Origin of the sequence: Mesorhizobium sp. M0938, from assembly GCF_040319125.1 — a bacterium.
Taxonomy (GTDB): Bacteria; Pseudomonadota; Alphaproteobacteria; order Rhizobiales; family Rhizobiaceae; genus Mesorhizobium; species Mesorhizobium robiniae.
On the sequence record NZ_JAMYNS010000007.1, the window covers coordinates 251,717 to 277,186 of the forward strand.

The following is a 25,470-nucleotide window of genomic DNA, read 5'->3' on the forward strand; positions in this document are numbered from 1 at the left end:
GCATCGCCCCGGCCCCAAGGCGCGCAAGTAGATAGGTTGCAGGCAACTTGGTGTGTTATACACGCTGCGCTTTTCGGAGCGGATATGAGATCGATGGATCAGGAAAGACTTCTAGCCGCAGTCCTCTTGGCTGATGTCGTGGGCAGCACGCCCCTCTATGAGCGCATCGGCGACGATGCCGCTTTGCTGCAGGTTTCGGACTGCCTGGACGCAATGCGAGCGATCGTCGCCCAACACGGCGGTGATTTCATCTACTCGAAAGGCGATGACGTACTCAGCCTGTTCGGGAGCTCGGAGGCGGCGCTGAGGGCGGTCCGCCAAATCAGCTGCCAACTGAAGGAAGGGCCGTTGAGCGCCCGTATCGGATTGCATTTCGGGGCGGTCATTCGCGCGCGGGGCGCGGTATTCGGCGACGTTGTGAATGTCACCGCAAGGTTGTCCACCACGGCCAACCCCGGGGAGGTCCTGATCAGCCAGAGCTTCTTCGAAGCCCTTTCCGCGGGGAGCCGCAGTGGCTTGCGGCTCCTCGACAAAATGGCCTTCAAGGGGAAGCAAGAACTCTTCGACGTCTATACTCTGAGGAGCGACGATGGGGCCCTCGGTACGCGCATCGCCAGCCGGGGCACCATTATCGACAGGCGCTCCGCCCCGCCGCCGCAGATCAATCTGGTCATCCGTTATGAAGATCAGTTGCGATTCTGCCGACACAACGAATTTGTGACCATCGGCCGATCTCCGGAATGCAACATCGTCGTCCAGCGGCCCTGGGTCTCAAGGCACCACGCGACCTTCACCATTTCGAATGGCAAGGCGCGGCTTGTCGAGCGAAGCTCGTCGGGCACATTTGTGTCGATGGGACCCGGCCATGAAGTATTCGTGCGCCGCGAAGATATTCTCCTCTTCGGCTCCGGCGTCATCTCGCCTGGACTGAAGTCGTCACTCGGCGACGCCCAGATTCTTCACTACGAAATTGTCTCGGACTGACCCGGCCGGACTCGTAGCCGCGACCGGTGTCAAGCTGGTTCGCTGACGCCGTCGATGCCGCGCCCTACCTTTTGACAGTCCTTGAGATCGCCCCTTCACCGATGGGTGCCGAGGACAAAACCTAGGAACGTCTGCTTTCCAGAAAAGCTGACCTTCCGTTTCCGGCCCCGGAACTGCCGGTCGAGGTTACGTCCCAAGTCGGCCCAGGTCAGATTTGCCAATACCCATAAGCAAATGAGTTGGATGGACCCATCCGCCGTGCAAAGCGGCCTGCCACCTAACGTCGCGGGTTGTACAGGCGTACTCGGTGGGCTGTTGCAGGAATACGGCACAGGTGCGGCTGGCGCCGCCTGCACGCTGGGCCTGCTTATCACCATCGCCTTGTGCGCACTGTTCAACCTGCTGATTGGTGGCGCCCCGCAGGCGACATAGATCCGGTGCAGCAGACTGTGTCCATTCGGGAGACCCCGCAACCGCGGAACCACGCGCCGGCACCGGCAGTGCCGCTCGTCGCCAGGTGCTCCGTTTCGGCATCGCCGGAACTGGCGCGCTGGGGCGTGACGCCGGACGCTGATCCGACAAAGCGTTACTGGCGGCAGCCAGAGCCCAATCCTCGATCGTTCCTGGATGTCGCACGGAACGTTGACAGCGATTCCCGGCCAGTTCAGTCTTCGCCTTGGGCAACAGGAGCGTCAACACGCTGGCAATCGATGTGCCGGCAAAGGGAGGACATTATGTACAGGCTTGTATCCGCAACTTTGGCGGGCGCGGTTCTATCCTATGTGTCATTGCTGCCCGCTACCGCTCAAGACTCGACCGAATGGATCGGTACTTGGACCGCAAGCCCGCAGCCGGCTTGGCAAGCCGACTTTCCGATCCCGCTCGGCTTTCCCAGCAACTATTTCCGCAGCACGATCCGGCAAATCGCGCGTATCAGCATAGGCGGCAGCAAGGTGCGGATCGTCCTCTCCAATGAGTATGGCACACAGCCGCTTAAGGTTGGGGCCGCCCATGTCGCCATCACCACCGACGGAGCGGCGATCAAGCCCGAGTCCGATCGCGTCCTGACCTTCGGCGGCGAAAGCTCTATCACCATTCCCCCCGGTGCTCCGGCGATCAGCGATCCCGTCGACTTGACTGTGGCGCCGCTTGCTGAACTCTCCGTCAGCCTGTACTTCCCCGAAAGCGCGGCTGCCACGACCATGCATTGGGACGGGCACCAAACTGCCTATGTGGCCGCCGGCGACAAGACCGGCGAGGCCGACCTGAAGGCGGACTCGACACAGACGCAGCGCGTGTTCCTGTCCGGGATTATGGTTGACGCGGTCGACGGCGCGCGTGCCGTGGTCCTTTTCGGCGACTCGATCACCGACGGCGATGGCTCCACCATCGACGGCAACGACCGCTGGCCTGATACGCTTGCCAAGCGGCTGCAAGAGGCCGGCGGGGCACCTGTAGCCGTGCTCAACCAGGGGATTTCCGGCGCAAAGATCCTATCGGATAGGATGGGCGTCAACGCGCTGGCCCGCTTCGACCGCGATGTACTCAACCAGGCGCGCGCCGACACGGTCGTGCTGATGATGGGCATCAACGATATCGGCTGGCCTGGAACCGGGCTGGCACCGTCCGACACCCAACCCACTGCCGAGCAAATCATCGCCGGCTACAGACAGTTGATCGCACGCGCCCACGCCGACGGCATGCGCATCGTCGGTGCTACCCTGACACCTTTCGGCGACGCTTTCGTAGGCTCGCCGTTCCAGGGCTACTACACCGAAGACAAAGAGAAGATCCGTCTGGCCGTGAACGACTTCATCCGTTCCGGAGCGTTCGACGCCGTCATCGACTTCGACAAAGCGGTGGTCGACCCGGCAAAGCCCGGCTACATCAAGGCGGAATTCGACAAGGGCGATCACTTGCATCCCAACCCGGCAGGCTACAATGCCATGGCCGGAGCTATCGACCTCGGCGTGCTTTCTGCTCAATAGCTGGGTAGCCGGGCTTGTGACAGCTAAGCGCATCGACGGCGTGGTGGCACCACACCACACCGCACTCGCGAAAGAAACTTCAAGCAGATCAAGGGAACACGTGCCGTCGTCGATATTGATGATGGTCGTCAAAACCCGCGGTTTGAGATTTGTCGGCAGGGACGGGGTGAGCAGGCATTCATGCAGGGGCGGTGTTCCGTGCCCGGCCATGGCCTGAAGCGAGATCCGCCAGTGGGGCAGGCCCATAGCGAAAGCGTATAGAGCGCATTTGAAAAATGTATTACCTCCAACGTCCTGATTGCCCGATAGTCCTCTGCGGGTTCCACTGAACTCAGCGTGCCCATGGCTCAATGCCCGGCACTAAGGGAGGAAAAATTGACGATATTCGCAACCATGTTGCGATCGCTTGCCGTTGTCGCAACGATCGCTAGCGTCACCCCTGCATTTGCCGGTGGCGTGGATGAGCTGCCAAAGAACATCCAGGATGAGCTCTATAACAAAGACATGATGGATCCGATGCAGCCGCTCGCGGAAAGCGCCTACCGCGACTGGAAGCCCAAGAAGGGTCCGCCGTGGACGATTGGGTACGCCAGCTCCTATGCTGGCAACACCTGGCGCGCCGACGTCATGAAGCGGCTCCAGGAAGAGATTATTCCGAAATGGAAGAAGCTCGGCCTGATAAAGGACGTGATCATCACCCAATCCAATCTGAACGACTCCACCCAGATCCAGCAGATGCGGCAGTTGGTGGATCAGGGCGTCGACGCGATCATCGTCTGCTGCTCGAACCCGACCTCACTGAACCAGACCGTCGAATATGCCCACCAGCGTGATGTCCCGGTCTTCTCTGCAGTTGGCTATCTCACTTCGCCTTATGCAGTGAACACTTCGGCGAACTTCGTCGTGGGTGGCAGTATGCTCGGCGAATGGATGGCCAAGCAGATCAACGGCAAGGGCAATGTCCTCGTGGTCGAAGGCATTCCGGGCGCGTCTGCTTCGGATTCACAGAACGTCGGCGTTCTGAAGGCCCTGGCGAAGTACCCGGACATCAAGGTCGTGGGCCAGGTTGCCGGCATGTGGACCGATCAGGTTGCTCAGGCCGAAATCCAGAAGTGGCTGGCCACCAATCCTGGCGATCTGAATGGCATCATCATTCAGTCGGCGTCTGAACTGGGCGCCTTGCGCGCACTGCAGCAAAGCGGCCGCGATATGATCCCGTTCTCGATCGGCGGTGAGATCGGCGCGCTTTGCTACTGGCGCAACAACAAGGATTTCGTCTCGGAGGCGATCCATGCCTGGCCACCGGGCGACGACTTCGAATTCGGCTGGAACGTAATGATGCGCACGCTCCAGGGTCAGGGCCCGAAGATCCAGTCCATCCTGACCAAGCCGCAGACCATGAATTACGAGCAGCTTGAAAAGGCCGTCCCGGCCGATTGCAGTGAAGATTCTGACGGCTGGTACAACGTCGGTGCCGAAAACTGGGCAAGCAAGGATTACCTGGACCAGTTTTTCCTTCGTCCGGCCGATCCCGAAGCCTTCAAGGCAAACTGACCGAAGCAGGTCCGGCCACCCCGTCAACGTTGACGGGGTGGCATTTCTTTCATTCCGTGCAAGTCTAGCCGACCGACGTCGGCCAACTGGACCTATGATGTCATACCCCACGGTTGAACTCTCATCGGTCAGGAAGACCTTCGGGCCGACTGTGGCGCTCGGCGGTTGCAACCTGACGGCCTACGCGGGGGAGGTTCACGCGATCATTGGCGGCAACGGCTCGGGCAAGAGCACGCTGGCGAAGGTCATCTCCGGGGTACTGATACCGGACAGTGGCCAGGTGTCGATCCTTGGAAAGTCGGCAACGTCTCCGCACGAGGCGCGCCAGCTGGGCATCTCAAATGTGTTTCAGGAGGTGCTCGTCGCGGACGAATGCTCGGTGCTGGATAACCTCTATTTGGGCGCGGATGGCCTTTTGGGCTCGTCCATGAACCGCGAAGAAAAAGAAATCAAGGCATCCGCATTGATGCGCGAACTCCTCGGCTTTGACATCGATCTCTCCGGGTTGGTGAGTGAGCTACCCCTGAGCGTCAAACAATGGGTGACGATAGCCAGGGCTCTTCTGACTGATCCCAAGGTCCTGATCCTCGACGAGTCCTCGGCTGCGCTCGACTTCGATTCCACGGAAAGGCTGTTCCGCAAGCTGCGGCAGCTCAAGCAAGGGGGGGCAAGCATTCTGGTCGTCACCCACCGTATCGCCGAGCTGGTGCGTATCGCCGACCGCGCGACGGTTTTGCGCGACGGCGTGGATGTCGGCAGGCTTGCGAAAGAAGAGATTACCGAGGCCAGGATTCTCGAACTGATTGCCGGTGCCGAGCGCAGCGGCACAAACCGCGATCAGCCGTTGCCGACGCGGCTCGGCGATCGGCCGGTCCTCCGCGCAACCGATTTTCGGGTCTGGTCAGATGCTGCCTTGATCAATTTCACCGTGTGTCCCGGCGAGATCGTCGGGATCACCGGACTAGACGGGCAGGGGCAGGCGGATTTCGTAAGATGCATCGCTGGCATCCAGTCTCCGATCGCCGGTCGGTTGATGGTGGTCAATGACGGCAAGGCCAGCGAGGTTACCGATCTCGCATCTGCGCGACGCTATAACATCAGCTATGTCAGCGGCGATCGCAAGAAAGAGGGCATCTTTGCCAATCTGAGCATTTACGAGAACCTGCTGCTTCCGGTGTATCGCGAATTTCGGTCCGGCGGGGTGCTCAACTTCATTAACCGCCCCAAGCTGACGCCGGTGTTTGAGTGGGAATCCAGCAAACTGGCCGTCAAGATGGGGAGCCCGGAGAACCTCATCACGTCGCTGTCGGGCGGCAACCAGCAAAAGGTACTGATTGCCAGGGCCTTCGCGGAAAAGCCGGTGGTTCTGGTGCTCAACGATCCTGCGCGCGGGATAGACGTAGGGGCCAAGCTCGATCTCTACCGCAATCTCAAGGAGTTCGCCGCGCGCGGCAACGCCGTGGTCTTCCTGTCCAGCGAACTGGAGGAGTTTCTGAACCTGTGCACACGGGTTCACGTGTTTCGCAATGGCGCTATATCGGCGGATTTCGAACCGCCTTTCAATGGCCATGCCATCCTCAACGCCATGTTTGGCCGCCGCGCGACGGCGCGCTTGCCCGGCGATGCCGCCAACGAGAACGGCCCTGGCAGCCCGGTCACGGTCGCCGAGAAGCACAATCCCAGACTTGAGCAGGGCAGGCCGGTGCCGAGACCTGTGACGCTGCTGAACCAGGAGGTAAACCATATGGCGGCCACCCCGTCTTTTATGCTGAGTTGTCCTGATATCGCGCCAGGTAGCGTCATCCCGGACCGGTTCGCTGAGGACAACCGGCTTTCGCCGAGACTCATTTGGTCAGGGCCGCCGGCAGGCACCCGCAGCTTTGCCTTGGCCGTTACCGATCCTGATCTGCCGGAAGCGTTTAACTTTCCCCGCTCGTTTGCGCACTGGCTGGTGGCGAACATTCCGGTCGAGGTTCGTGAACTACCGGAGGGCGCCAGCGGCAGCTTGCGGCTGCCGCACGGCGCTGCTGAGTTCAACAGCGACTTCGTGACATTCAAGATCCCGGGGTTCGGCAAGGGGTATGGCGGCCCTTGGCCACCGGACCGGGCTCACCGGTACTTTTTCACGCTCTATGCGCTCAAAGCGGACAAAGTCGAGTTGGCGGCTGACGCCGATCTTGGCGCATTTGCGGCCGCGGTCATGCCGGTGGCCATAGATGCAGTGTCGTTCGTGGCAGTCTACGGGCCGGCAAAGAAGTCTCTGCCCTCGTAAAAACCGGGCATAGTAATTCCCCAATCAGGAGGATCGCATGAGTAGATATGGAAGCAGGAGCAGCTTTGATCTGGAGTGGATCGAGCGATGGGCAAGGAAGGTCAATGACGACCGCATCTTGCCGGTAGTAGGGCGGTTTTTCACGAGCAAGTTCGTGCTTGGCTTCGACGACACGGAATATCTCGTCGACGTCCGGGGCGGCAAGATCCAGAAGATCGCGCAAGGCCTCACTCCGAACGACATGGGTGTCGAATTCTGGCTCAAGGCGCCGAGCAGCGCTTGGTCGAAGTTTGCCCAGGAAATCCCACCGCCGATGTTCAACGACATCTGGGCGATGGCGCATCCGCTGCACAAGCAGCTTATCATCGAGGGCAATTCGCTTCCGTTCTGGCAGAATCTGCGGGCGCTGACGCGCATGCTCTCGCTGATGCGACAAGTTTAACGGCAGCGCAGGAGAGTTGTCATGAATACACACGATCCAATCGTTGGGCGCTACGTCTACGTCCAGTGCGAAGGCAAGACGTACCGCACCTATTACGAGGAACACGGCGAGGGCATTCCGATGGTCTGCCTGCACACGGCCGGCACGGACGGGCGCCAGTATCGGCACCAGCTATGCGACCCGGATATCAGCCAGAATTTCCGCGTCATCGCTTTCGACATGCCTTGGCACGGCAAGTCGATCCCGCCGGCAGACTTTCACCTGATGGAAGACGAATACAAACTCACAACCAAATTCTACTGTGAGTTCATCGTGGCGTTCTGCCGGGCGCTGGATCTGCGCAAGCCGGTCCTCATGGGCCAATCGATGGGCGGCAACATCTGCCTGGCGCTGGCGTTGCGCCATGAAAGCGAGTTTTCGGCCTTTATCGCACTCGAGGCCTGCGACTATTCCCCGGGATGGTGGATCGATCCGCTGCATCACCCCCATATCCACGGTGGCGAGGTGGTCGCGACCTCTGTATTCGGTCTGATGGCACCGCAGTCCCCTGACGATTACCGGTGGGAGACCTGGTGGTACTATGCACAGGGCGGCCCCGGCATCTTCAAGGGCGACCTGTATTTCTACAGCGTCGATTCGGATTTCCGCGACCAGTGCCAGAAAATCTCCGGGAAGGTGCCGATCTACTTTCTGACTGGCGAGTATGATTTCGCCTGCACGCCCGAAATGACCCAGCGCACGGCCGAAAAGGTGAAGAATTCGGAATGTGTCATCTTCGGCGGTGGCCACTTCCCGACATCGGAAGATCCGGCGAAGTTCAAGGAAGTCATCACCCCGGTGCTGAAGAAAATCCTCAGCGCGGATCCGGAGCGGCGTGGCCAGGGAGGCAATGCCCTGTCGGGGCGCAGCATTTCCGAAAGCCGGTCGTCCTCTCGCAGCGAGCGGCCCAATGAGGGCCGGAAGGTCATTGAGTTCTAGGTTGCTTTGGCAACGAAAGACAAATGTTGATGTCGCAGTCCAGGGGTTCCCAAAACACCTACCTGTTGGTCCCGATCCTGCTGATCGCGCTGCTCCTGAGCACCGCGGTCATCAGGGGGCCGAACCTTGTATCCTTGTCGGGGTTCGGCAGCGCGATCATCGTGTCGGCCCCCCTGATCCTGGCGACATTCTCACTCATGGCTCTGGCCGTGGCGGGACGTGGGACAGTCGACCTGGCCGTCGGACCCTTGCTCGCTTTCATCAACGTGACGATCGTCAAGCTCAACGGCCTCGGCATCGTCACGGGTCCCTTTGGCGTCTTTCTGGTCGCCCTGGGGATCGGCGTTCTCTATCAACTCTTCTTTGCCCTCATCATCATTTTCGTGCGCGTCCAGCCGATCATCGTGGCGCTCAGTGGCTTTCTGGCCCTGACCGGTATCAACCTCGTAATCCTCCCAAGACCAGGCGGTACCGCACCGGACTGGATGTCGTCCTGGGGCCTCGGCAACACGATCTTTTCACCGATCCTGCTGATCGTGCTGCTGGCTATCGCGGCCTGGCTGCTGTTCACCATGACCTCGTTCTACGCGAATTTGCGTTTGATGGGCTATGATGAGCGTGCGGCTTATACGAGCGGTGTCCGCATCAATGTGGTGCGGATCGGTGCCCACATCATCGCCGGCCTCTTCGTTGGGCTCGGCGCAATCTGCTATACCGCGCTGATCTCGTCCGGAGATCCGACACAGGGCACCACCATGACGCTGACGGCGGTGACCGCCCTGGTGCTGGGCGGGGTCAGCCTGTCCGGTGGACGCGGTGGCGTGGCAGGCGGGCTGCTAGGTGCGCTCAACCTCTTTCTTATTGGCTATGTTCTAGCCACGTTCAATTTCGGCTCCACGCAAGCCTTTGTGACGCAGCTTTTCTACGGGCTGATCCTCGTTCTTTCGCTCCTGCTGACCCTGCTGGTCCCCGTCATCGGGCGATACCTGCACTTCATTTCACCCTTTGCGGCCTTCGTGGTCCTGGGCTGCGTGGTCGTCGGGATCATGCTGTATGTCAGCACCCGCGATACCTACGGCGTGGCGGCCGTCGCCGGCGAGGCTTTCAAGTCCAATCCGGACGTGATGACGCGCTATCTGCTGCTGCCGATGCAGTCGGGGGGCGGGCCAGCTTTGCCCGACCTTACGCCGTTGCAAAAGATCGTCTTCGGCTTCGCCGTCACCTTGGCCGTGCTGACGTTCACTGTCCGCGTCATCGTGGCTGAAGCCGTTTCCGTGCGCCTGGGCGCCTTCATATATGTTTTCGTCTCGGCACTCATCCTGCTCCTGTTCCTGGTCATCGGCGAGCAAAGCCACGCGGCCGGAATTGTGGCGACAGGACAACCGTTGGGGATCGGGCCATGAGTCAGACTTTCACCGACGGCAGCCGCAGAGGCGGCCTCTTCATCCCGCGTTCGCGCGCCCTGGTGTGGCTTAACCTCGCCGTCACATTCGTGGTGGCGGCGATCAGCTTCGGCCTGGGATTTTGGCAGGGGCTCAGCGCCCAGATCGTCATCCTTTACACCATCGTTCTGGCCGCCGTGCTCTTTTGGCTGATCAACTACGTCGCCGTCATCTTCGAGGCCCGATCTTCGTCGCTTGAAACCGACACTGCAGCCCCGGCCGACGCCGGTGGCGTCTGGGCCGGCAACCGGATCCTGATCGTCACCATGGCGGTGATGCTGATCGTATATCTGCTGATCACGGCCACGGTCCCGTCCTTCAGGTCCCTCGGCAATTTGATCGCCTTCCTGCTGCTCGAAGCAATCCTGGTCTTTGCGTTCAAGGTCGGCAGCCGCTTCGCCCATGGCCGCAGCGCCTTTATTGGGCTGATTGTGCTGCTGGCGCTGGTCGTGATCAGCTCCTTCACCATCAACGGGTTTCTCTCCGCCACCAACATCAAAGCAATTCTGCTGTTTGCAGCGTTCCTGGGCATCGCCTGCGTCGGGCAAACGCTGGTGGCGTTGCTGGGCGGTTTGGACCTTTCGATCCCGTTTGTCATCGGGTCTTCGAACATCGGGCTTCTGTTCCTGATCGGCCTTGGCGTCCCATCGGGGCTGGCCGTCATTTTTGTGCTGTTGATCGGCACCGCCCTGGGCTTCCTCAATGGCGTACTATCCTACCGTCTGCAGGGCCAGGCTCTGATCCTGACGCTCGGCATGGGCTTTGCTGTCGCCGGTCTCGTCCAGATCCTGACCAGCATCGGATCTTCGTTCGGCGGCAACGTCTTTGGAACCGTGCCTAAGTGGCTCCAGAACCTTGCCGCCATGAACGGCCGCACCTTCGGCCTGGCAGTCCCGCCGACAATTCTGCTGTGGATCGTCATTGCCATTATCGTCATTGTCGGACTGCGCTACTCGGCCTTCGGCCGGTACATCTACGCCCTGGGCGGCAATCGCCGCTCGGCCAAGCTGATCGGAGTCTCCGAGTTCAAATACTGGACCATCGCCTACACCATCAGCGGCTTCTCAGCCGCCTTGACAGGATGCCTGTTGCTTGGCTGGAGCGGCGGCGGGTTCATCGGGGTCGGCGACCAGTATCTCTTCACAACCCTGGCTGCGGTGGTGATCGGCGGGACGTCGCTCATGGGCGGATATGGCGGATATGGCTACACCGTGATCGGGGTTCTCGTCCTGCAAGTCCTGAGCGCCTTCCTGATCGGCATCGGGCTCAAATACGAATGGCAACAATTCATCTTCGGTCTTCTGATCCTGCCGATGGTCGCGCTCTACGGCCGCGCCCCTCACATCAGAGACCAGGTCTAGGGAAAGCCCATGTTTGGAACACTCTTTCAGTCCAGCGCCGTGGTCAGCACCGCGCTCAGCGCTGCAACCCTCGCCATGTTTGCCACGGCTGCACTGGCAATGCTGGGCCTGACATGGACGTCAGAGCGCTGGCGGGTTCCTCTGGCGCTATCAGCCGTTGCGCTCCTCGCGTCGGGCCTTGAATACTATGCAGCCTCCAACATCTGGCTGGCGAGCCAGCAGCTCAGCGCCGCCTCACGCTATGTCGCGTGGTTCGTGGCCCAGCCGATGCAGGTCGCATCGGTGTTCTTCTTTGCCAGCATTGCAGGGAAAGTACCCGTGGGCGTGTTCTGGCGGACACTGGCCGCGGCAATCCTGATGGTGCTCGCCCGTTACCTTGGTGACGCACGGATCTTCAACCCGACCCTTGGTGTGCTGCTGTCGATCGCCTTCTGGCTCTATATCCTTGGCGAGTTGTATTTCGGCGCCATGGCGGACGCCATCAGCAAGTCGACGCGTCCGATCCGCCTCGGCTATTTCTGGATCAGGCTGATCATGACGATCGGCTGGGCAATTTACCCGATCCTGCATTTCGTGGACGTTGTTATCGGAACCGGGCACGTGGCGCCCATCATCGTGCTCTACACCATTGCCGACCTTGTCAATCTCATCGCCGTCTCAATGATCGTCCTCGCCGTCGCCGGCGAAGAGCGTTTCTGAAGGCTGTCAATCTTCGCGCCAACGTGCTCGGCGCTCGCGGTTAAGTGGAGGATCTTCCCATGAATGGCTCAGATGTGATCGCAGTCGTTATTCTCGTAACGATCATCATCGCGATCGGTGTCTATCTGCTGCACTGGCTCTACAGACACTCGTCCAAAGACCAGTCGTTCGTCCGCACCGGCCTCGGCGGCGAGCGGGTGGTCATGGGCGGCGGTGCGCTGATCATCCCGATTGTCCATGACATCACGCGCGTCAACATGAACGCGATCCCGGTGGAGATCCGCAGGCTCGGTGAGCAATCCCTGATCACCAAGAACAAAATGCGCATCGACATCATCGCCGAGTTCTTCGTGCGGGTGGTGCCGACGGAAGCCGGGGTGTCGACTGCGGCCCGCACTCTCGGTGACCGCACCCAGAACCCTGCCGCGCTGAAGGAGATCGTTCAGGGCCGGTTCGTAGATGCCATGTCGGCCATCGCCTCCACGATGACCATGGATGAAATCCACACCAACCGCGGCCGCTACATGAGTGAGGTGGCCGCCCTGGCGGCGACGACCCTGGGGTCAAATGGCCTCGAACTTGAAAACGCCTCTCTGACCAGCCTCAACCAAACCGATATATCCGTGTTTGATCCCTCCAATGCGTTCGATGCCGAAGGCCTGACGCAGTTGACCGAGCAGATCGAGGAGCGCCGCCAGCTTCGCAACCGCATCGAAAACGAATCGCGGATCGGCATCAAGCTTAAGGATTTCGAGACCGAGCAGCGGGCTCTGGAGATCGAGCGTGACCTCGAATACGCCCGCATTGAACAGACGCAGGCTATCGAAATCCGCAAAGCCGCCCAGCTGGCCGAGATCGAGGCCGAGCGATCAACCTCCACAATCAGTATTCAGAACGCCAGGATCCGCAGCGAACAAGAAAGCGAGCGGATTCGTATCGCCAAGGACCGGCTGATCGATTCCGAACGGATCAACACTCAGTCAGAGGTGCGCTCGCTGGAGATCAAGAAGCAGCAAGAGACTGAAATGACCGAGATCATGTCGCGCCGCGAAGTCGAGATGCAGAGGATCCAGAACCGCCGGGAAATCGAGGCGGAGCGGATCGACAACGAGCAGCATGTGAAGGAGTCTGAAATCCGTTCGCGTCAGGAGCTGTCGATTATCGAGACGACGTCATCGGCCGAGATCGACCAGGCCAAACTGGAGAACCAGCGGATAATCGAGTCGCATCGAATCGAGACCGACAAAACCATTGAATTGCTGGCCGTCGCGAAGTCGAAAGAGGTTCGCATCAGCAACGAGCTTGCGGAGGCTGACCAGGAAAAGGCGCGCCTGAAAAAACGTTACGATGTCGATGTCGAACGCTTGAGGGTGGACGAGGAGATCGTGCAGCTGGAGATCGAGAAGAACCAGAAGATCAAGCTTGCCGAAACCAAGGCGTTTCAGGAGATCCAGGACGCCTCGATCGCCGCCAACCGCCAGATCGACGAGTTGCGCATCGCTGCGCGGAAGTTTGTCGATAAGTTTGAGATCGAGCAGCAGAAGGAAGTCGAAATCGTTGACAAGGAGCGCCTGATCGCGGTGATCAACAAGTCGATCGAGGAAGCCTACGCAAAAACCGAGGCGGCGGAAGCTCTGAAAAGACAGGTCGAACAGGAAGAGCAGGTCAACAGCGCTCGCGAAGAAGAAGTGGCCGAACGCATCAAGCGGATCGAGCTCATTCAGTCCTCGTCCAGGGTCGAGCGTGACGCCCAACGCGTCGTCTCGTCCGCAAAGGCCGAGAAGGAAGCAACCGAACTCAGGGCGCTGGCGGAAATTGCCGAGTCCAATGCGGCCGAGGTTCGCTATGCCAAGGACGCCGCCGGACAACGAATGCTCAACGAGTCCGAAAACACCCGTTCGGATGCCAGCAGACGCAGCGCTATCTACGAAAACCTCGTCAGCAATCTGCCGAGCATCATCCGTGAGACGGTTAAACCGATGGAAAACATCGAGTCGATCAAGATCCTCCAGGTCGAAGGCCTGCCCGGCATCAACAGTCCTTCCGAGATGGCCGGCGGCGATGGCGGCTCGGGCGGCGGCAACATGACGGACCGCGTTGTGAATTCCGCCATGAAATATCGCACCCAGGTCGCCTTCGTAGACGGTCTCATGAAAGACCTAGGACTGCCCATCGAAAACCTCGGAAGCGCCGGCGGCATGTCGTTCCGCAACTTCCAGGGTCCGGATGCGCCGAAGGACAAGGACGACTGAGCGCGTACGAAACTAGCGAGAGCAATCGATGACCCCGCTCGGCAAAAACGAAGCATTGGACCGCCACGCCTTGGTCATGGCCTGCTGGTTGGCAGCGGCCTTGCCCGCCGCGATCCTGTTTGAGTATGGATTTGCACGGGGCGGAACACCCTATGTCCTTGCCGGGTTCGCGGCCATTCTGGTGGGCTTTGTCGCTCACGTGATCATCAATGTGATCTACGCGACGGGTTTCTCGCCTCGAGAACTAGGACTCGGCCTGGTCATCTACGGACTCGCGCTTGTGCTGTTCGTTGTCTTGTCGCTGATCAGCGCGCCGTTTGCCGCGCATAACTTCTTGCCGCTGAGCATCGGCCTTATCACAACGGGGGCTGTGGTCATTTTCTACCTGATCACCCGGTACGGGGCACGACAGGCCTTCGAAGCGTTCGACGTTATCCGGGACTTCCGCTCAGATGACCGAGATTCAAAACGCTCGCGGGGAGACCATACATGACCTCGCTCTTGGTTTCCGTGCTCGGCGTTGTCGCGGTCCTGGGCCTTTACCTTGCGACCATCAGCGGCCGTCACACCCAGCAACCCGGTGATTTCGTAGACGCGGGCCTGGCGTTGCCGCCATGGATAATCATCTTTGCCGGCGCCGGCATCACCTTGGCCAGCGTCAGCCTTCCCGATCATCTGCTTTTGCTCGCCACCTTCGGCCTTCAATATAACCAGGTCGCAGTCGGCCTCATCTGTATCGCCCTTTGCGCCGCCATCACGCAGAAGCGCGTCTGGCTTGCCGCCAGGCTGACCTCGCTGCGCACACTTGGTGACCTGCTGGGCGATTACTTCGGTAGCACGACGCTTCGCATCTATTTGCTGTTCGTGCTGTTCCTTTTCAGCATCCCCTTTGCAGCGATGTTCCTGTCTCAGGCGGGTGCCCTGGTGAGCGCCGCGACCGCCAACGACGTTCCTGCCGGTCTCGCAATATGGTCGATCGGGTTTGCCCTGTTCCTCTGCAGCGTGATCGGAGGCTGGCGCGGAATTGCCTATCTTGTCGCCGCCCAGTCCCTCCTGATCCTGGCTCTCATGATCTTTTTCGGCGGTTTCACGAGCTTTGCACTCGACAAATTGGCATTCGCCGCCAACGGGATTGGTACAGCCAGCGGGGTTCTGCCGGACAAGATCCCTGGCGTGATCCAGTTTAGCGCCGGGATAGGCAAGGAGCTGCCGGCCGGGGGGCTCTGGACCACCTTCGCGGGACTGACGTTCGCCCTGTCTTTGGGCGGCATCGCGATCAGTCCCGGCTTCAGCTTTCTGGGCGTGACAAGCGCGCCGCGTCGCGGCTTTGCATTTGGCCAGGTCTGGATGAACGCGGGCCTCGCGGCTGGCGCTCTGATACTGATCGGGCCGGTTCTGGCCGCGGAGATTGCGGCCAATGGCTCGCTGACAGCCTTCACGACACGGCTGGCAACGCTCGATCCGATGGTGGCGGTGGGTTTTACAGTCCTTCTGGTCGCGTCGGGCCAGATCGCCGTCGCATTCTTTGCCGGATCCGGTGCATCGGTCTGCACCATCGAGCTGACGTCGCGCTACATCATCCCGGGCATGGACCAGCGTTCGACGCGGTTTGCCGCGCGCGTGACCCTGGCCCTCGTCTACGCAGCTGTCGCCGCCGTCGCGAGTTATGCGCCGCTCAGCGCGACAATCTTCTCATCCCTCACGCTCAGCCTGTCTATACAGCTGCTGCCGGCGGTGCTCGGCCTGTGCTGGGTGCGTTGGATCAGCCGCAGCGGTGTTCTGGCCGGATTGATTGTGGGCAGCCTTTGCGTGGTGTTCACCGAGAGCTTTGGACTGGTGCTGTTCGAGCGGCTCTTCGTCGACCTGCCATGGGGCCGCTGGCCCTTGTCGGTCCATTCGGCGGGATGGGGACTTGCGACGAATTTCACGGCGTGCCTGCTTGTGTCCCTGTTTACGCGCAGCGGCGCCGAGCGGGATCGCAGGGATCGCCTCCACGACGCTTTCGAGGAGAGCCAGCCGGCGCGTAACGGGAGCCAGGCGGCCATAACGGCGAAATGGGCCCTCATGCTTCTGTGGGCGTTTTTCGCGCTCGGCCCCGGTGCGATCCTCGGCAACACATTTTTCAGCGAGCCGATTTTTGCTGGCGCGGTGGTGGCGCCGGGGGTGCCTTCGCTGCTGATCTGGCAGGTCCTGTTCTGGTTTGTCGGGGTATTCATCGTGTGGTGGCTGGCCTATCCGGGACACCTGTCCGTCATCGATGAACGTGCTCGCCACAGGATCATCCTCGTGCCGGACGTGAACCCATTGTTTGAGCCCGTTACGACCCCGTGGATCGCACGGCTTCTCGACCGCGTGACGGGCCGGTAACCGGGGCAGGGCATGGAAGGCATTGACCTTAGGCGTCTGCGCTACTTCATCGCGGTTTGCGAGCACGGCGGCTTCTCCCGTGCGTCCCAATCCATAGGGGTCGCCCAGCCGTCGCTGACGCGACAAATCAAGCTGCTCGAAAAGGAAGTCGGTATCTCGCTGATCAACCGAAGTGGGCGCGGTGCCGAGCCAACGGCTGAAGGACGGTTCCTCCTGGGCCAGTCGCGCCTGCATATCGATGGGCTCGATGATGCAGTCCGTGAGGTGCGTGAGCGCTCGGATAAGCTCAAGGGCGAGATCTCACTCGGCATATGCCCGACCATCGTACCGCTGTTTCTGGAGAACATCCGCAATTTTGTTGACGCCCAGTACCAGGGTGTGACGCTGAATGTTGTCGAGGCCTACAGCGGCGACCTTGCCAGTCTCATGCGCGGCGGCCGGCTCGACGCTGCGCTCACCTATCGGCCCAGCGCGCCGGATCAGCTCGACATCCTCGATCTGTTCGCCGAGCGCCTCGTGCTGGTAACTTCCTATGCCCGCGCCCAGGTCGACGCGCCGCGCCAGTTGGGAGACATCAGGCGGTTAAAGCTGATATTGCCGAGCGAAATCCACGAATTGCGGCGGATCATCGATCAGGTCTACCGCGAACGGGGGATCGCGCTGCAGCCGGAACTCGAACTCGACTCGCTCAGCGCCGTGAAAGCTGTCGTCGCTGACAAAACTATTCAGTACGCGACCATTCTGCCGCACTCGAGCGTAACGCGCGAAGTGGCCGGGCACGTGCTGAGTGCTTATGCGATCGCCGCCAGCGCCATGGCCCGCACGATTGCCGTGGTCCGGCCCCAGGGGGCCAGTACCCGGAGCGTGGTGCTCGCCGCTCTGATCGATGAAGTCCGCCGGCAGGCCGGGCGGATCAAGAGATCCATGGACAGCGCCGACGCGGCCTTGTTGGGACAGGGATAGACCGACAGCAGTTTTTTGTCGTTGCCTCAATAACAAAATCTTATACGCTAGCCCTTCGTGGAGTGTAGGGAGCCCTTTTGGACCTTCGGCAGCTAAGATATTTTTCCAAGGTCGTTGAGAGCGGCTCGTTCTCGAAGGCCGCGTCGCAGCTCCATGTGGCGCAGCCCGCGTTGAGCCAGCATGTCAGGCACATGGAAGAGGAGCTTGGCCTTGCTCTCCTCCATCGCGGGCCGCACGGCGTCAGTGCGACTGAAGCAGGCACGCGGCTGATGGTGCACGCTAAGAGCATCCTTGCCGAGTTTGCCGAAATTAACGACAGTGTCCGGGGCGCCGCCATAGCCCCTCGCGGCGAAGTGCGTTTCGGCCTGCCCGGTACGGTCAGCGAGCTTCTCGCGGCGCCGTTGATTGAGGCCGCCCGCGAGCGTTTCCCCGAAGTGCGCATTCGCATCGTTGAGGCGATGAGCGGCTACATTCTGGAATGGCTGAAGCGGGGCGAGGTTGACCTCGCGATGATTTATGCAACTTCGGATCCCCGGGGGCTCGCGGTCCATCACGGCTTGTCGGAGGAAATCTGTCTCTTTGCCAGTCCGTCGATGCAGGGCCATGCCGACTTGCAGGGCTCTTCCGTGGAGCTTCGCGACGTTGCCGGATTGCCCCTCGTTGTGCCAGGCCCAGGCCACGGCCTGCGAGAACTGATCGAAGCCGTGGCAACGTCAGTCCGGGTCGCCATCAATCCGGCCATCGAAATCGACTCCTACAGCCAAATCAAGAGACTGGTGACACGCGGGATCGGTTACGGGATCCTGCCGCGGATGGCGATTAACGCTGAGGCGCAGGCTGGCCTGTTTCGGGCGTGGAGTTTCCAAAACCCGCCGATTACACGGAAAGTGTACCTCGCTTACTCGACCGAACGCCCGTTGCAGACGGCGCCTCGCGCCGTCGGGCAGCTATCGTGGGAGATCCTGCGCCAACTGGTCAAGGACCAGGTCTGGAGCGCCGAGCTATCCAACGAAAACCAGCGACCCGCCCTCTTCGGCTAGGGTGCTGCGGGCGGGCGGCTGTACCGTTTCGCTATACCTCCCATTACAAAACGCTATTTGACGGAAGGACCCCTTCCGGTGCGATGGTGTTGGAAAAGCAGCATAAGGAGCGAGCCATGCCAGGCGCGCTGGAGGGAACAACCGTCATCTCGCTGGAGCAGGCCGTGGCCGCGCCATTGGCGACGTCCCGTCTGGCCGACGCGGGCGCGCGGGTCATCAAGCTCGAGCGCCCCGAGGGTGACTTCGCGCGCGGCTATGACGACTATGTTCACGGCCTCTCCAGCTATTTCATATGGAACAACCGCGGCAAGCAGTCCTGCACCGTCGATCTGAAGCAGCCCGATGATCATGCGCTGGTCGAATCCATGCTCGCGACCGCCGACGTGTTCGTCCAGAACCTTGCGCCTGGCGCAACCGACAGGCTCGGCATCGGCAGCGCCGACCTCAGGCGGCGGTTCCCAAGGCTGATCGTCTGCGACATCGGCGGCTACGCACCGGGAACACCCGATCACGAGCGGAAAGCCTACGATCTGCTGATCCAGGCCGAAGCGGGCTTGGCAGGGGTCACTGGGTCCGCAACGTCTGGCCCGACACGGGTCGGCATATCGCTCTCTGATATCGCTACGGGGCAGGGGGCCTACGCCGCTATCCTCGAAGCCCTGATCATGCGCGGCCGAACCGGGGAAGGGGCTCACCTGCAGCTTTCCCTTTTTGACACCCTCGCCGAATACATGAACGTACCATATCTGGCGCGCCATTACGGCGGCAAGGAGCCGCGGCGGCTTGGGCTCGCCCACCCCTCGATCGCGCCCTATGGGCTGTTTCAGGTGAGTGACGGGGAAATCCTGATCGCCGTCCAGAACGAACGCGAATGGGTCGTCTTCTGCGACACTGTCCTGCGCCAGCCATTGGTTGCAACGGACCCGAGATTCGAACGCAACGTGCTTCGCATCAAAAACCGCGAGCCGCTTGACGCATGCGTGCAGGCGATCTTGGCCACCTACACCATGTCTGGATTATGCGAATTGCTTGACAAGGTCAGAATTGCTTATGGCCGTGTGTCGACCATGGCCGATCTGGCGGTGCATCGCAGTGCCACCAAGGTCCCGGTGGAGACCTCCGTCGGTCAAGTCGAGCTGTTTGCGCCGCCTGTGACGGTCAATGGTAAGCGCACCGCGCTTGGCCGGGTGCCTTCACTCGGTGAACACGACGTGGTTTTGCGGCGCGAGTTCGGTCCTCCGGACACGGCGGATCCCAAACGGATAGGTAGTGCAGCACTATGAGCTTGACCCGTGACCTGACCCGCTTGATCCGTGAAAAGCCGGTGACCGACCGCGACCTCGAATGGGCATCGCTGTTCGTCCTGGATACGCTTGCCTGCGCCCTTGGCGCGTTGCCGACCGAGCCCGCCCGCATGCTGAAGGCGGTCGCCCCGCTGTCGCAAGCCGATACCGCCCGCAAGGCGTTCTACCTGGGCGGCCTAGCGCATATCTTGGAGATGGATGATCTCCACCGGGACTCGGTGACCCATCCGGGCAGCGTTGTCATTCCTGCCGCCTGGGCGGTAGCCCACGATCACGATCTTGGCGGTGACGCGTTTCTTCGCGCAGTTCTCGCAGGATACGAGGCCTGCTGCAGGGTCGGCATGTCCGTAGGCAAGAAGCATTACCGGGTCTGGCACAACACCTCGACCTGCGGGCCGTTCGGTGCGGCGTTTGCCGTGGCGGAGCTCCTCGGCCTCGACGACACCAGGACCGTATGGGCGCTTGGGAATGCGGGTACCCAGTCATCGGGGCTTTGGGAGTTCCTTGCCGAGGGCGCCATGAGCAAACATCTTCACACCGCCAAGGCCGCGGAATCAGGCGTCCTCGCCTCGCTCCTGGCCAAGGAGGGGTTCACGGGCGCGCAGAACATCCTCGAAGGTGAAAAGGGCTTCTACGCCGGTCTGTGTCCGGACCCGATTCCGGAGGCCGTCACGGCAGGGCCTGAGCGGGCCTGGCAACTGATCAGCACCTCGATCAAGCCATGGCCGTGCTGCAGACACACCCATCCGGCGATCGACGGCGCGATCGCCTTGCACGACGAGATCGCCGGGGAGTCCATCGCAAGCGTTCATGTCCGCGCTTACCGGGCTGCCCTCGACGTATGCGACCGGCCTACTCCCGAAGATCCATACAGCGCCAAATTCTCGCTGCAGCACACGGTGGCGATAGCGCTTGCGGACGGCCGCGTCGACCAGGCCAGCTTCGATGCTGATTCACGGCAACGGATGGTCGGCGGACGGAGGAAGGTCAAGGTCGAGCTGGCACCGTCGATCGATGCCGCCTATCCGGAATCGTGGGGCGCCGAGGTGATCGTCGAGACGGCATCCGGCAGGCGCCTTTCCGCCGCCCGACACGACGCCAAGGGCGATCCCGACAATCCGGTGACGGCGGCCGAGCTGTCTCAGAAGGCGCGCACGCAGCTCGTCGCCGGCGGCACCACGCAAGCCCGTGCAGACGACTTGATCGGCGCTATCCTTGGCCTTACCGACAACCGTCCGGTGCGCTCGCTCGGTCTGTTTGAAACTGCTGGGGGCGAGCGTCTCCAGGTTCATGCCGCGCGGAGCGCCTGATGTTCAAGGACTTTGACAACGAGGACATCCGCGACGCCGTGCGTCGGCTCTGCGAGCGATTTCCGGGCGAATACTGGCGCAAGCTCGATGCCGACCGCGCCTACCCCGTGGATTTCGTCAACGCGTTGACCGAGGCCGGCTACCTGGCGACGCTGATCCCCGAGGAATTTGGCGGGTCGGGCTTGACGCTTTCGGCCGCGGCCGCCGTGCTAGAGGAGATTCAACGGTCGGGATGCAATGGAGCGGCTTGCCATGCGCAGATGTATGTCATGGGCACGGTGCTTCGCCATGGCAACGAATCGCAGAAGCAGCGCTATCTTCCGCAAATCGCCTCCGGAGAATTGAGGCTGCAGGCATTCGGTGTCACCGAACCGACCAGCGGCACCGACACCACGTCAATCCGTACCTTCGCGCGGAAGGACGGCGATCACTACGTGGTCAACGGTCAGAAGATCTGGACCAGTCGGGCCGAATACTCGGATCTCATGCTGCTGCTCGCCCGGACCACCCCGAAGGGTCAGGTCGTCAAGCGCACTGACGGCCTATCCGTGTTCATTCTCGATATGCAGGAAGCGCTCAAGCAGGGTCTCTCAATCCGGCCGATCCGGACGATGATGAACCATTCCACAACGGAAGTCTTTTTCGACAACGTGAAGGTCCCTGCCGAAAACCTGGTCGGTGAGGAGGGCAAGGGCTTTCGGTACATCCTCTCCGGAATGAATGCCGAGCGGATCCTGATCGCCGCCGAATGTGTCGGCGACGCCAAGTGGCTGATCAACAAGGCTTCCACTTACGCGGGCGAACGTAACGTCTTCGGCAGGGCGATCGGCGCCAACCAGGGCGTCCAGTTTCCTATCGCCAGGGCTTATGCGAACATGCGTGCAGCCGAACTCATGGTCCGCGAGGCCACGCGGCTCTATGAGGCCGGTCAGGACTGCGGCGCTGAAGCGAACATGGCCAAGATGCTGGCTGCTGATGCTTCCAATGAAGCCGCGAACGCCTGTATCCAGACGCATGGCGGCTTCGGGTTCGCTGAAGAGTATGACGTCGAACGCAAGTTTCGCGAGACCAGGCTTTACCAGGTTGCGCCGATCTCGACGAACCTCATCCTGTCCTACCTCTCCGAGCATGTGCTCGGGATGCCACGTTCGTACTGACAGGCAAGGCTGATGGACGCGACCGAACAGAAGCCATTCGCCGAATGGGTTGGCCGTCAAAGCGAGAGCTTCGATGTCGTTTCGGAGCGCCTCATAAAGAGCTTCCGCGCCATTTTCGAACCGCATCTAGCGCCGCTGCCCGCAGATACCGCCCCGTTGGGCATCCATTGGTGCCTGTCGCCGGCAATCGCCGGGATGGACCAGTTGGGCGCTGACGGGCACCCCGCCAAGAGCCTGTCGTTGCCGCCCGTGCCGCTGCCGCGCCGCATGTGGGCTGGCGGTGAACTTCAGGTGCATGATCACATTAACCTCGGTGACAAAGTCCGCAAGGTGTCCACCATCCTTGATATAGTGCGCAAGCATGGCCGATCTGGTGAACTCTGGTTCGTCGCGGTCGGCCACGCTTATCATTCCGATCGTGGTCTCGCCCTGAGTGAACGGCACGACATCGTTTATCGGGAAGCCGCGGTATCGGGAAATGGCGTGTCTCGAAACACCTCGCTGGCGGCGCCCACGATAACCCGGCCAGCAGCGCAAGTGTGGTCTGTCGTTCCTTCGTCGACGTTGCTCTTCCGCTACTCCGCGATCACCTTCAATGGTCACCGTATCCACTACGATCTGCCTTATGCGACGGAGGCTGAAGGTTATGAGGGGCTGGTTGTCCATGGCCCCCTCCAGGCGACGCTTCTCCTCAACCTCGCGGCGTCGCAAGGCGTCGGTATACCCCTGACATTTCGCTACCGCGGGATAGCTCCGGCGATTGCAGACCGTGAACTGACCGTCAGGGCCGGCGTCGATGGTCAGCGACTCTGGACGCAAGGCGGGAGTGGCGCCGTGCACATGGAAGCCGATATCGATCGGGGAGTGGCCTGATGTCTGCACAGCGGGACACGCATTCTACGACTGTTGCCCCTTTGTTCGTTCCGGCCGACCGACCAGATCGTTTTGAAAAAGCCGACCGTTCCGGAGCCGACGCGATCATTATCGATCTTGAGGACGCTGTTGCGCCCGCCGCCAAGGATGGCGCCCGGTCCAACCTTCACCATGCCCTGACATTGCGGAATCCCACCTACGTCCGGGTGAACAGCCAAGACAGCAACTGGTACACTGCGGACCTTGCTGCGGTCGGGGCGCTCGGGCTTCGGCGCATCTGCCTGCCTAAAGCGGAGTCCAAGGCGATCCTCGACGCGATGGTTCGAATTTTGGGTGACGACATCAAGATCATGGCACTGATCGAGACGGCGCGGGGGCTGGAGGCGGCAGGCGCGTTGGCCGCTCATTCGCATGTCGCCAGACTGGCCTTCGGACCCGCGGATTTTGCGCTGGACTTGGGTGTGCCCACATCCAATGACCTCAAAGCCCATGCCATGATGCGGTTGGCGGTGGCAAGCAGGGCCGCCGGCAAGCCCCTGCCGTTGGATGGCCCGTCCTTCGAGGTCACGGACACCGCCAGGCTGGCCTTCGAATGCCAGCAGGCCTTGGATCATGGCGCCGGCGGGAAGCTTTGCATACACCCTGCCCAGACTTCCCATGTCATCTCGGCTTTCCAGCCGAGTGAACAGCAACTGCGCTGGGCGCAGCGCGTCGTCGACGCGGCCCGGGACGGCGCAGCGCGCCTTGTCGACGGCAAAATGATCGACGCTCCCATTATCGCCCAAGCCCGGGCAGTTCTCGCGCGGGGCCGTCTGCAATCCAGTGAAGGTGTCTAACCATGGCCGTATCAGCGACACTCCTCAATAAGATCAAGGACAAGGATCTAATCCGGGAAGCTGGATTGATCGGCAAAGAGTGGCTCGGCCAATCCCGGTCCGGACAATTCTTCCAAGTCACCAACCCTTCGACCAGCGAAGTGCTGGCCACGTTGCCCGACTTTACCCGAGCCGAGATCGCCAAGGCGATCGATGTCGCCTATGTCGCTCAGAAGGAGTGGGCTACCCGCACCGGCAAGGAGCGCGCAGCAGTCATTCGGCGCTGGTATGATCTGACAATCGCCAATCTCGATGACCTCGCGACGATCCTGACCGCTGAAATGGGAAAGCCGTTCGCCGAGTCAAAGGGCGAGATCCTCTATGGCGCGTCCTACATGGAATGGTTTGGCGAAGAGGCCAAGCGCGTTTATGGCGACACGATCCCCGGTCACGCCCGTGACAAGCGGATCGTCGTGATCAAGCAACCTGTCGGAGTCGTCGGCGCTGTTACGCCCTGGAATTTTCCGTCGGCGATGGTGGCGCGCAAGATCGCACCGGCGCTGGCGGTAGGCTGCTCGATCGTCTTCAAACCGGCCGCCCTGACGCCACTCTCCGCCTTGGCCCTCGCCGTGCTTGCGGAAAGGGCAGGGGTGCCGGCCGGGCTGCTGAGCGTTGTCCCGATCACGAAGAGTTCGGACTTCGGCGATGAGGTTTGCGAAAACGAGAAGGTCCGCAAACTCACCTTCACCGGGTCGACCGAAGTCGGCCGCACTCTCATGGCGCAAGCCTCCGCGCAAGTCATGAAGCTCAGCATGGAACTGGGCGGCAACGCGCCCTTCATCGTCTTCGACGATGCCGATGTCGATGCGGCCGTCGAGGGGGCCATCATCTCGAAGTTCCGCAATGCTGGCCAGACCTGTGTCTGCGCCAATCGCCTTTACGTGCAGAGCGGCATCTACGAAGAGTTCGCCGACAAGCTCGCGCGTCGCGTCAAAGCCTTCAAGATCGGTGACGGCTTCGCGGAAGGCACCGAAATCGGCCCGCTGGTCGACGACCGCGCCGTGGCCAAGGTCAGGCGTCACATTGAGAATGCCGTCGCTCAGGGCGCCAGCATTGTGGCGGGTGGGCCTGACCATCCCCTTGGCGGCAATTTCATCTGGCCGACTGTCCTGACCGGGGTAACCTCCAAGATGGCGGTTGCGCGCGAAGAAACGTTCGGGCCGTTGGCGCCCTTGTTCCGCTTCGATACGGTCAAAGACGTCATTGCGATGGCAAATGACACCGAATTCGGGCTTGCGGCCTATTTTTACGCCAAGGACATCGGCCGTGTGTGGGCCGTCGCGGAGGCCTTGGAATATGGCATGGTCGGCATCAACACCGGGCTCATTTCGACTGAGGTCGCGCCGTTCGGCGGTATCAAGCAATCCGGTTTTGGGCGGGAAGGTTCGAAATACGGCGTCGATGATTATCTGGAGCTGAAATACTTGTGTTTTGGCGGACTCACCAGCTAAGAAGCAATGCAAGGCTTTGTGACAATGTCAGAGAAAATGGCGGAGAGGTCGCGAGCATTCGGCCAATTCTTCGCGCCGGCTGGAATCTCGGCGCTCGCATTTCTCCCCACTCGTGCGAGCGTCAATTCAGTCATGCCCTTGGCGATTGCGCCCTGCAG

General features: G+C 61.0%; 21 protein-coding genes. All 21 read left to right on the plus strand.

Annotated elements, in window-relative coordinates:
- The first annotated feature begins 93 nt into the window (after window positions 1–93).
- The 21 genes from NKH73_RS15235 to NKH73_RS15335 all read left to right on the plus strand — a co-directional run bounded on the left by NKH73_RS15235 (window position 94) and on the right by NKH73_RS15335 (window position 25,312).
- Window positions 94–984, plus strand: coding sequence for an adenylate/guanylate cyclase domain-containing protein (locus NKH73_RS15235; RefSeq protein WP_352932826.1), 891 nt, complete (start codon window positions 94–96; stop codon window positions 982–984).
- Between the two features lie 234 nt (window positions 985–1,218).
- Window positions 1,219–1,416 carry a hypothetical protein gene (locus NKH73_RS15240; protein ID WP_352932829.1) on the plus strand — a complete coding sequence of 66 codons (198 nt, stop codon included), beginning with the start codon at window positions 1,219–1,221 and terminating at the stop codon, window positions 1,414–1,416.
- A gap of 302 nt (window positions 1,417–1,718) precedes the next feature.
- Window positions 1,719–2,972: an SGNH/GDSL hydrolase family protein gene (locus tag NKH73_RS15245; RefSeq protein ID WP_352932832.1), complete on the plus strand. Its 1,254-nt coding sequence runs from the start codon at window positions 1,719–1,721 to the stop codon at window positions 2,970–2,972.
- Between the two features lie 393 nt (window positions 2,973–3,365).
- Window positions 3,366–4,526 carry an ABC transporter substrate-binding protein gene (locus NKH73_RS15250; protein ID WP_435528728.1) on the plus strand — a complete coding sequence of 387 codons (1,161 nt, stop codon included), beginning with the start codon at window positions 3,366–3,368 and terminating at the stop codon, window positions 4,524–4,526.
- Between the two features lie 97 nt (window positions 4,527–4,623).
- Entirely contained in the window at window positions 4,624–6,798 is a 2,175-nt protein-coding gene (locus tag NKH73_RS15255; RefSeq protein ID WP_352932837.1) for a YbhB/YbcL family Raf kinase inhibitor-like protein, read from the plus strand.
- A gap of 37 nt (window positions 6,799–6,835) precedes the next feature.
- Window positions 6,836–7,240, plus strand: a complete 405-nt coding sequence (locus NKH73_RS15260; RefSeq protein ID WP_006326052.1) for a hypothetical protein — start codon at window positions 6,836–6,838, stop codon at window positions 7,238–7,240.
- Window positions 7,241–7,261: 21 nt separating this feature from the next.
- Window positions 7,262–8,218 (plus strand): alpha/beta fold hydrolase, encoded by a 957-nt coding sequence (locus tag NKH73_RS15265; protein WP_352932840.1) that lies wholly within the window; start codon window positions 7,262–7,264, stop codon window positions 8,216–8,218.
- A gap of 23 nt (window positions 8,219–8,241) precedes the next feature.
- Window positions 8,242–9,621 carry an ABC transporter permease gene (locus NKH73_RS15270; RefSeq protein ID WP_352932843.1) on the plus strand — a complete coding sequence of 460 codons (1,380 nt, stop codon included), beginning with the start codon at window positions 8,242–8,244 and terminating at the stop codon, window positions 9,619–9,621.
- Window positions 9,618–11,021, plus strand: a complete 1,404-nt coding sequence (locus NKH73_RS15275; RefSeq protein WP_352932845.1) for an ABC transporter permease — start codon at window positions 9,618–9,620, stop codon at window positions 11,019–11,021. Before NKH73_RS15270 ends, NKH73_RS15275 begins: the two co-directional genes overlap by 4 nt.
- Window positions 11,022–11,030: 9 nt before the next feature.
- Window positions 11,031–11,720, plus strand: coding sequence for a bacteriorhodopsin (locus tag NKH73_RS15280; RefSeq protein WP_352932847.1), 690 nt, complete (start codon window positions 11,031–11,033; stop codon window positions 11,718–11,720).
- A 59-nt stretch (window positions 11,721–11,779) separates the two neighbouring features.
- A complete protein-coding gene (locus NKH73_RS15285; protein ID WP_352932850.1) occupies window positions 11,780–13,972 on the plus strand; it encodes a flotillin family protein in 2,193 nt (730 codons plus the stop codon).
- A gap of 28 nt (window positions 13,973–14,000) precedes the next feature.
- Window positions 14,001–14,465, plus strand: a complete 465-nt coding sequence (locus tag NKH73_RS15290; RefSeq protein ID WP_352932853.1) for a hypothetical protein — start codon at window positions 14,001–14,003, stop codon at window positions 14,463–14,465.
- Complete coding sequence (locus NKH73_RS15295) at window positions 14,462–16,339, plus strand: hypothetical protein (RefSeq protein ID WP_352932856.1); 1,878 nt, start codon at window positions 14,462–14,464, stop codon at window positions 16,337–16,339. The genes NKH73_RS15290 and NKH73_RS15295 overlap by 4 nt, the downstream gene beginning before the upstream one ends.
- A gap of 12 nt (window positions 16,340–16,351) precedes the next feature.
- Complete coding sequence (locus NKH73_RS15300; RefSeq protein ID WP_352932859.1) at window positions 16,352–17,302, plus strand: LysR family transcriptional regulator; 951 nt, start codon at window positions 16,352–16,354, stop codon at window positions 17,300–17,302.
- A gap of 77 nt (window positions 17,303–17,379) precedes the next feature.
- Window positions 17,380–18,342 carry a LysR family transcriptional regulator gene (locus NKH73_RS15305; RefSeq protein ID WP_352932862.1) on the plus strand — a complete coding sequence of 321 codons (963 nt, stop codon included), beginning with the start codon at window positions 17,380–17,382 and terminating at the stop codon, window positions 18,340–18,342.
- Window positions 18,343–18,458: 116 nt separating this feature from the next.
- Window positions 18,459–19,625 carry a CaiB/BaiF CoA transferase family protein gene (locus tag NKH73_RS15310; RefSeq protein WP_352932865.1) on the plus strand — a complete coding sequence of 389 codons (1,167 nt, stop codon included), beginning with the start codon at window positions 18,459–18,461 and terminating at the stop codon, window positions 19,623–19,625.
- Entirely contained in the window at window positions 19,622–20,956 is a 1,335-nt protein-coding gene (locus NKH73_RS15315; RefSeq protein ID WP_352932868.1) for an MmgE/PrpD family protein, read from the plus strand. The genes NKH73_RS15310 and NKH73_RS15315 overlap by 4 nt, the downstream gene beginning before the upstream one ends.
- Window positions 20,956–22,113 carry an acyl-CoA dehydrogenase family protein gene (locus tag NKH73_RS15320; protein WP_352932871.1) on the plus strand — a complete coding sequence of 386 codons (1,158 nt, stop codon included), beginning with the start codon at window positions 20,956–20,958 and terminating at the stop codon, window positions 22,111–22,113. The genes NKH73_RS15315 and NKH73_RS15320 overlap by 1 nt, the downstream gene beginning before the upstream one ends.
- A 12-nt stretch (window positions 22,114–22,125) precedes the next feature.
- Complete coding sequence (locus NKH73_RS15325; protein WP_352932874.1) at window positions 22,126–22,986, plus strand: HTD2 family dehydratase; 861 nt, start codon at window positions 22,126–22,128, stop codon at window positions 22,984–22,986.
- A complete protein-coding gene (locus tag NKH73_RS15330) occupies window positions 22,986–23,822 on the plus strand; it encodes an HpcH/HpaI aldolase/citrate lyase family protein (protein ID WP_352932877.1) in 837 nt (278 codons plus the stop codon). Before NKH73_RS15325 ends, NKH73_RS15330 begins: the two co-directional genes overlap by 1 nt.
- A 2-nt stretch (window positions 23,823–23,824) precedes the next feature.
- Window positions 23,825–25,312: an NAD-dependent succinate-semialdehyde dehydrogenase gene (locus NKH73_RS15335; protein ID WP_352932880.1), complete on the plus strand. Its 1,488-nt coding sequence runs from the start codon at window positions 23,825–23,827 to the stop codon at window positions 25,310–25,312.
- Window positions 25,313–25,470: the final 158 nt, after the last annotated feature.